This window comes from Maribrevibacterium harenarium (genome assembly GCF_006385675.1).
GTDB lineage: Bacteria > Pseudomonadota > Gammaproteobacteria > Pseudomonadales > Marinomonadaceae > Marinomonas > Marinomonas harenarium.
On sequence record NZ_VFRR01000072.1, the window covers coordinates 1 to 7,187 of the forward strand.

A 7,187-nucleotide genomic window follows, 5' to 3' on the forward strand; every position below is an offset into this window, starting at 1 on the left:
ACGAGCGCAAGGTTTCGGTCTCCACGCATCGTCAGGCATTGGCGGCCTTGCTGTTCTTCTACGGCAAGGTGCTGTGCACGGATCTGCCCTGGCAGGGCATCAACGAAGACCAGAACCTGGGCATCGCCATCACCCGCCGTGCGCTGGAAGCCCCGCTGCGCGCCATCGTGGCCAACGCCGGTGAAGAACCGAGCGTGATCGTGGCCAACGTCAAGGCCGGCGAAGGCAGCTACGGCTACAACGCCGCCACCGGCGAGTTCGGCGACATGATCGCCATGGGCATCCTGGACCCGACCAAGGTGACCCGCTCGGCCCTGCAGCACGCCGCTTCCGTCGCCGGCCTTGCGATCACGACCGAAGTGGTCGTGGCCGAAGTGCCGAAGAAGGAAGAGCCGGCCATGCCGGGTGCTGGCGGTATGGGCGGCATGGGCGGCATGGATTTCTGATCCGGTTGGCCCGGTCGTCAGGGAACCGGACCGCGCCAGCGCGGTCCGATCCCGGCAACGACCCGACATCAAGGCCCCAAGGACGGGGCCGGAGCCCGGCAGCGATGCCGGGCTTTTTGTTGTGCCCGCGCCGCGGCAATGTCTGACGCGAAGATCAGAACGCACCGATACGAACGTGCGAACACAGGCGCAACACTGAGCAGCCGTCCCCGCACCGGAGCGCTGCGTGCCGCGCCTCGCCACATCCCGGCGGCAAGCCGCGGGATGCGCGCCACTGCCGTCCGCCCACACCGGTTCGCGGTACGCGCGCCACGCGCCCGAGCGCACGCTGCTGTACGCGTTGGTAGAGGCGCACTACCCGGACTTCATTGCACGGATCGAAGCGGAGGGCCGCTCGCTGCCCGGGTATGTCCGCGAGGCGTTCGATGCCTACCTGCGTTGCGGCGTACTCGAGCACGGCTTCCTGCGGGTGGTGTGCGAGCACTGCCGTGCAGAGAGGCTGGTGGCCTTCTCCTGCAAGAAGCGCGGGTTCTGCCCGAGTTGCGGCGCGCGACGCATGGCCGAGAGTGCGCGGCACCTGGTCGAGGAGGTGTTCGGCCCGCGGCCTGTGCGGCAATGGGTGCTGAGCTTTCCGTACCCCTTGCGTTTCCTGTTCGCCAGCAAGCCAGAAGCCATTGGCCCGGTGCTGGGCATCGTGCAGCGCGTGATCGCCGGCTGGTTGGCCGATCAAGCCGGCATCGACCGCGCCAGCGCCCAGTGCGGCGCGGTGACGCTGATCCAGCGTTTCGGCAGCGCGCTGAACCTGAACATCCACTTCCACATGCTGTGGCTCGACGGCGTGTACGTGGAAGCCACCGAGCTGCCGCGGCGCGAACTGCGCCTGCACCGCGCCCGTGCGCCCACCACCGCGCAGTTGACCCAGCTGGCAGCTACCATCGCGCACCGGGTGTGTCGGCACCTGACGCGCAAAGGCTGGCTCGAAGGGGAGGGCGAATCGGCCTTCCTGGCAGACAGCGCTGCAGGCGACGACAGCATGGATGGGCTGCGGATGAGTTCGATCACCTACCGCATCGCCACCGGCCGCGACGCTGGCTGCAAGGTCGTCACGCTGCAAACGCTGCCCGGTGACGCCGGTTCGCTGGAGGGCGAAGCCGGCAAGGTCGGCGGCTTCTCACTGCATGCCGGCGTGGCGGCCGAAGCACACGAAAGCCACAAGCTGGAAAAGCTGTGCCGCTACATCACGCGCCCGGCGATCAGCGAGAAGCGGCTGTCGATAGCGCTCCAGGGCAGGGTGCGTTACCAGCTCAAGACCCCGTGGCGCAATGGCACCACGCATGTGGAATGGGATCCGGTGGATTTCATCGCCAAGCTGGCGGCGCTGGTCCCGCCACCTCGCGCGCATCTCACCCGCTTCCACGGCGTATTCGCCCCGAATGCAAACCTGCGTGCGCAGCTGACGCCCTCGGGGCGCGGCAAGCGGCCTGCGGGCGATGCGGCGCCAGTGGACGTCAGCGCCCACGACGCGCCGCGCAGCCCCGAGGAGAAGCGCCGTGCGATGAGCTGGGCGCAACGGCTCAAGCGGGTCTTTTCCATCGACGTCACCGCCTGCGTCCACTGCGGTGGCACCGTGCGGATCGTCGCCAGCATCGAGGAACCCACCGCCATCCGCGCCATCCTCGCCCACTTCGAGAAGCACGGCGCGCGGGAAGAAGCGCACTACAGGCCCGCAGCGCGCGCGCCGCCAGTGCAAGCCGCGTGACGATCTGCCGGCTGCACAGCCGACGGCGAAACCGGAATCCGAGCCGATGCGGCCACGATCCGCAGGGCGGCGCTCGGCCCGCTGTCGGGAATCAGCGAAGCATGGCTGCTGACAACGCCGCTGCGTGGCCCCGCGATGCCGAAATCCCACTCACAGACGTCCGATCCGTGCCCAAAACGGGGCTTGCGCGACCGCCGCCTACCCAGCAGACTGCCCGAAAAGGGCGTTTGAACTTCCTATACGCAAGGAACGTCTCGCCTGCCAAATCGGGCCATGTGACGGCTGACCGCTTGGCGAGCGGATGCCGTTCCGGTAGCACCGCCAAGAGCGGTTCGGTCCATGTGCGACGGGAATGGCAGTCGGGTGGTTGGGGCGTGCCCGCGACGAACGCCACGTCCAACCTGCCGGCGCGAAGCTGCACCACCGCTTCACGGGCCGGGCCTTCGGCGATCTCGACTTCAACATCGGGGTAATCCTTGCGGTATTGGCCGATCAGCTTTGCGAGGAAGCTATGCGGAATCAGGGCATGGATACCGATACGAAGCCGGCCGCTTTCTCCGGCTGCCGCCATGCCAGCGGTTTTCACCGCATGGTCGAGTTGGTCAATACCTACGGCTATCCGCTCGACGAAATGGCGTCCGGCCTCGGTCAGCCGAACGCCGCGCGCATGACGCTCGAACAAGAGGATGCCGAGGTCTTCTTCCAGTGCCTTCACGCGGGCGCTGACGCTGGACTGTGCAACGCCGAGCGCGTTGGCGGCGTGACGGAAGTTGAGATATTCGGCGACAGCGAGAGTGTGAACTAAGGTCATCATTGGCACTCGCCCCGAAAGGAGATGATTGCTCAACAGATTTAATCCGTCATTTCTCCTAAGTCTACGCATGCCAAATCGCCATGACTAAATCACAATGAAGTTGCGAATGGTCTGCGTAGTATTGGCAGACATATTAAATAGAGGATCGCGCCGACAATCCAAACCCAACCGTTCCATGCCCCGGCGGTGGCAGAATAGAGTGCTGTGAAGCCAAGCGGTCCTGCGATAGAGCTTAGATTGGTGAGGCTCGTTAGCGTTCCTTGCAAAGCCCCTTGCTTGTTACTGCTGACATTGTTTGAGAGCATTGCCTGCAAGGCCGGCATGCCAACACCCCCGGCGGCAAGCAGCAACAGAATCGGGAACACCATCCATCCCTGCGTGGCAAAAGCCAGAAGAACGAAGCCAGTCGCATCCGCAGCCATGCCAAACAGCAGCGTGCGCCGCTCTCCAAGCCGGCTTGAAAGCGGGCCGGTAACAAACGCTTGGAAGATCGCATGTGTTGCCCCAAACGCCGCGAGCGACAAACCAACGGTCGCGGTGTTCCACTGAAAACGGTCCTCGCCATATATGACCCATAGGGCTGCAGGCACTTGGCCGATCAGTTGAATAATGAAGAAAACTGCGAAAAGCGCACCTAGCCCGCGCAATGCATCATCCAGCCGTAACAGAACGAATGGTTTGATGCGAACCGGCTTTCCGGTCCCGCCATGGCTGTGATGAGTCTCCTTGAGGAAAATGCAGGCAAGCAGGAACGCGAACCCGTTGAGAAGGGCGGCGGCGATAAACGGGGCATGAGCAGAGATACCACCGAGCATGCCACCAAGTGCTGGCCCGGCAATCATGCCCGCCCCATAACAGGCCCCCATGTAGCCGAACCAGCGTGCGCGAGAACCTTCCCCCGTCGAATCGGCAATGGTTGAGGCTGCTACAGCTCCGGTTGCGCCCGTGACGCCGGACACGAGTCGGCCGATATAGAGCACCCATAAGACCGGCGCTGATGCCATAATCGTGTAATCGACTGCGGCTCCTGCAAGAGAAGCCAGAAGTACCGGACGCCGACCGTAAGAATCCGAAAGCTGTCCAAGCATGGGCGCGAAGACGACCTGCATCAATGCATAGAGCGACAGCAAGGCACCATAGTGTCCAGCGACCTGCTCTGCTGGCACAAGCTCACGCAGAAGCGTCGGAAGGACGGGCATGATGAGGCCGAGACCCATGGCGTCAAGACCCACGATCAGCAGGGCAATGATGGCAGAGCTGCGCACCTGAAACTCCAGCGCCGCTCAATGGAGCGACTTTATCAACGATAAGGAGATGGACATATAACTTATCGGTGATAAATTGTCAAGCACTGGCGAAGGAACGTGAATGACCAAACTGGACAAGGGCACCGTGATCGCGGCGGCGCTAGAGCTGTTGAACGAGGTTGGCATGGACAGCCTGACGACGCGGAAGCTCGCTGAACGCCTCAAGGTTCAGCAGCCTGCGCTTTACTGGCATTTCCAGAACAAGCGAGCGCTGCTTGATGCGCTCGCCGAGGCGATGCTGGCGGAACGCCATACCCGCTCGCTACCCGAAGAGAATGAGGACTGGCGGGTGTTCCTGAAAGAGAATGCCCTGAGCTTCAGAACGGCGTTGCTCTCTTATCGGGACGGCGCGCGTATCCATGCCGGCACTCGACCGACAGAACCGAATTTTGGCACCGCCGAGACGCAAATACGCTTTCTCTGCGCGGAGGGCTTTTGTCCGAAGCGCGCCGTTTGGGCGCTCCGGGCGGTCAGTCACTATGTGGTCGGTTCCGTTCTCGAGCAGCAGGCATCTGATGCCGATGAGAGAGTTCCGGACAGGCCAGATGTGTCCGAGCAAGCACCGTCGTCCTTCCTGCACGATCTGTTTCACGAGTTGGAAACAGACGGCATGGATGCTGCGTTCAACTTCGGACTCGACAGCCTCATCGCTGGTTTCGAGCGGCTGCGTTCATCTACAACAGATTAGAGGCTTATGCCCCTTTGCCGCCCCAACTGCCACGACACCGATCCGCTTTGCACGATGCCCATGACCTCACGGCCGAGCTGGCGGTCGATGACCGGCCGCCACGGGACAAGGGAAATGAGCGGTATCTTGCCAGACAGGATACCGCCATTCACGAGGTTTCGAAGATTATTGCGCCGCATCGGAGCGGGCTTGCTTCCAGTCGTCGGCTAGACGACTGGCGACTTCTCGGTGGCAGCATCACGGGATCGAAGGAGCGCCAGCCCCAACGACACCAGCACTGCCATTGCCGTGGCGTAACAAATCACGGGCCACGCTGTATCGCCGTTTAACAGCGTCACCGCCAATGTCCCGACGATACTGACTATCAGGCTTTGGATGCAGAAGTAGAACGCAACCGCTGATCCAGCGATGTCGTCGAACTGCGCAAGTGCGCCGTTGGCGGTAACGGACACCGTGAAGACAATGCCGACCGCGACAACCCACATCGGCAGGATGAAGCTGAAAAATGACGGCGATCCGAAAAGTTGGCCGATCCCCAACAGGATCGCGCCGGAAACGAGCAACGCCATCCCGCGCGCTACGCATCCCGCGATACCCCATTTGGCAACGAAGGACTTTGCGAAGCGGGTTGTCGTGACCATGACCAGCGCGACAGTCGCGAAGGCCAAGCTAAATCCGATCTCGGAATAGCCGGCTTGGCCTATGAGAACACGGGGGGCTGTCGAGAAGAAAACGAAGAATGTGCCCATGCCGGCACTAAATCCGACCGTGTAAACCCAAAAGGCCGGACTCGCGAAGATCGGCAAAACAGATCGTTGCGTTCTGGCCTGATCCAACGGTCGGGTTTCATGCCACCTGAAACTGGCGTTTAAGAGTGCGAGCGAAGCCAGTGCAGCCAGTGTGATGAAGATCGCCTGCCATCCCCAAAACTCGCCGATCAGCGCACCGGCTATAGGGCCGAGCGCAGGCACGAACGCCAGCATCGAACTGAAAAGGCCGTAGATGACGGCACCTTCGGGACGATTGGCATATACGTCGCGCACGGTCGCGAAGGTGGCCACCAGCATGGCCGATGCTCCAACAGCCTGAACCAGACGAAACGCAACAAAGGCTAATGCAGTTGAAGAACAAGCCGCTCCCAGAGACGCAGCAACGAAAGCCGTTGCGCCTACAAGCAGGATCGGCCGTCGCCCGACGCGATCGGAGAGTGGCCCAAAGATCACTTGGCCCACACCGAGCATCACCATGTAGAGGCTCAACGTGAGTTGGATTATGGATGGAGTCGTGTTCAGGACGCCCGGCATCGCCGGAACGACTGGAAGATAAATATCCATCGCCAGCGAGGCGAGGATGTCGAAGGGAGCCATAAGCAGCAAGGCTGCCGGCAGCGTATAGGCCCACGCGGGGCGTGTGGTGGTCATGACGAATCAACCTCTCGATTAAGGATACCGGGCAGCGTCTGCTCGTCAGCAATCAGATGGGATTGGTCTTACAGAGCGCCGCAACAACAATTCTGATGTTGCGGCTTACTTGTCTGCTGACTTGGAATTTCCCATGCTGATGGCTCCACGATTACGAAATTGAATAGCAGATCTTATCGAATTAGTTGTTGCGTTGCAATGCGGTATCGTTGGCTCCTATAGCCCCAACCCCCGCTGCCGCCCTAACTGCCACGACACCGAACCGCCCTGCATGATACCCGCGACCTCGCGGCCGAGCTGGCGGTCGATGATCGGCCGCCACGGGACAAGGGTGAACTCGTGGCTCTTTTCCACGATGGCGAACTTGCCGCTCGTTAGCTGGACAGTCCCGGTGAACTTGCCGCTGACACTCTCACCATCCTTGGCGGCGCGGAACGGCAGCGCCTTGCCCTCGGCCATCTCCGCACCGGCGCGCGCAACTTCCCGCTCGCGCAGGGTGGCGAGAAGATTGCGCCGGTAGAAGATTCGGCCGTCCCTGTTGCGCGTGGCGTCGCGCTGTTCGATATGATGCTCGCGGCGCTGGTCCATGGCTTCGCGGACCTGTTGCCCGAAGCCGGTCGGCGCAAGGTCGGCCGTTTCGCCATGGACCAATCGCCGGTCCATCCCCGGATCGAGGATGAGCCGGTCGGCAGCGACCCCGCTCCGTCGCAAGGCGGAAACCCGCGCCTCGAAGAACCGCACAATCTCGTCGA

The 7,187-nt window shown here is 62.2% G+C and carries 7 protein-coding genes and 1 pseudogene; 3 read left to right on the forward strand and 5 right to left on the reverse strand.

All coding sequences use genetic code 11. The features are described from left to right. Positions 1-446: TCP-1/cpn60 chaperonin family protein (locus FJM67_RS16615; protein WP_050195357.1), on the forward strand; the 446-nt coding region annotated here is incomplete at its 5' end. 226 nt (positions 447-672) lie between these two features. Further along, on the forward strand, positions 673-2,205 hold the full coding sequence (locus tag FJM67_RS16620; protein ID WP_001747814.1) for an IS91-like element ISCR3 family transposase: 1,533 nt from the start codon (positions 673-675) through the stop codon (positions 2,203-2,205). Positions 2,206-2,296: 91 nt separating this feature from the next. Here the strand turns inward: FJM67_RS16620 and FJM67_RS16625 are convergent, their stop codons facing one another. Continuing rightward, on the reverse strand, positions 2,297-3,088 hold the full coding sequence (locus tag FJM67_RS16625) for a LysR family transcriptional regulator (protein WP_001253717.1): 792 nt from the start codon (positions 3,086-3,088) through the stop codon (positions 2,297-2,299). Between the two features lie 20 nt (positions 3,089-3,108). Then, positions 3,109-4,284 (reverse strand): tetracycline efflux MFS transporter Tet(G), encoded by a 1,176-nt coding sequence (tet(G), locus tag FJM67_RS16630; protein WP_001257840.1) that lies wholly within the window; start codon positions 4,282-4,284, stop codon positions 3,109-3,111. A gap of 103 nt (positions 4,285-4,387) precedes the next feature. On the opposite strand from tet(G), the gene tetR(G) reads away from it, so the two are divergent. Then, a complete protein-coding gene (gene tetR(G), locus FJM67_RS16635; RefSeq protein WP_000163574.1) occupies positions 4,388-5,014 on the forward strand; it encodes a tetracycline resistance transcriptional repressor TetR(G) in 627 nt (208 codons plus the stop codon). On the opposite strand, the pseudogene FJM67_RS17585 reads toward tetR(G), so the two are convergent. The 3 genes and pseudogenes from FJM67_RS17585 to FJM67_RS16650 form a co-directional block, all read right to left on the reverse strand. After that, positions 5,011-5,127: pseudogene (locus FJM67_RS17585) on the reverse strand (DUF3363 domain-containing protein); the annotation flags it as partial. The gene tetR(G) and the pseudogene FJM67_RS17585 sit on opposite strands and share 4 nt — an antisense overlap. Positions 5,128-5,220: 93 nt before the next feature. Next, positions 5,221-6,435, reverse strand: a complete 1,215-nt coding sequence (locus FJM67_RS16645; RefSeq protein WP_000214125.1) for a chloramphenicol/florfenicol efflux MFS transporter FloR2 — start codon at positions 6,433-6,435, stop codon at positions 5,221-5,223. Between the two features lie 216 nt (positions 6,436-6,651). Continuing rightward, on the reverse strand, positions 6,652-7,187 hold a 536-nt coding region (locus FJM67_RS16650), incomplete at its 5' end, for a DUF3363 domain-containing protein (RefSeq protein WP_116965507.1).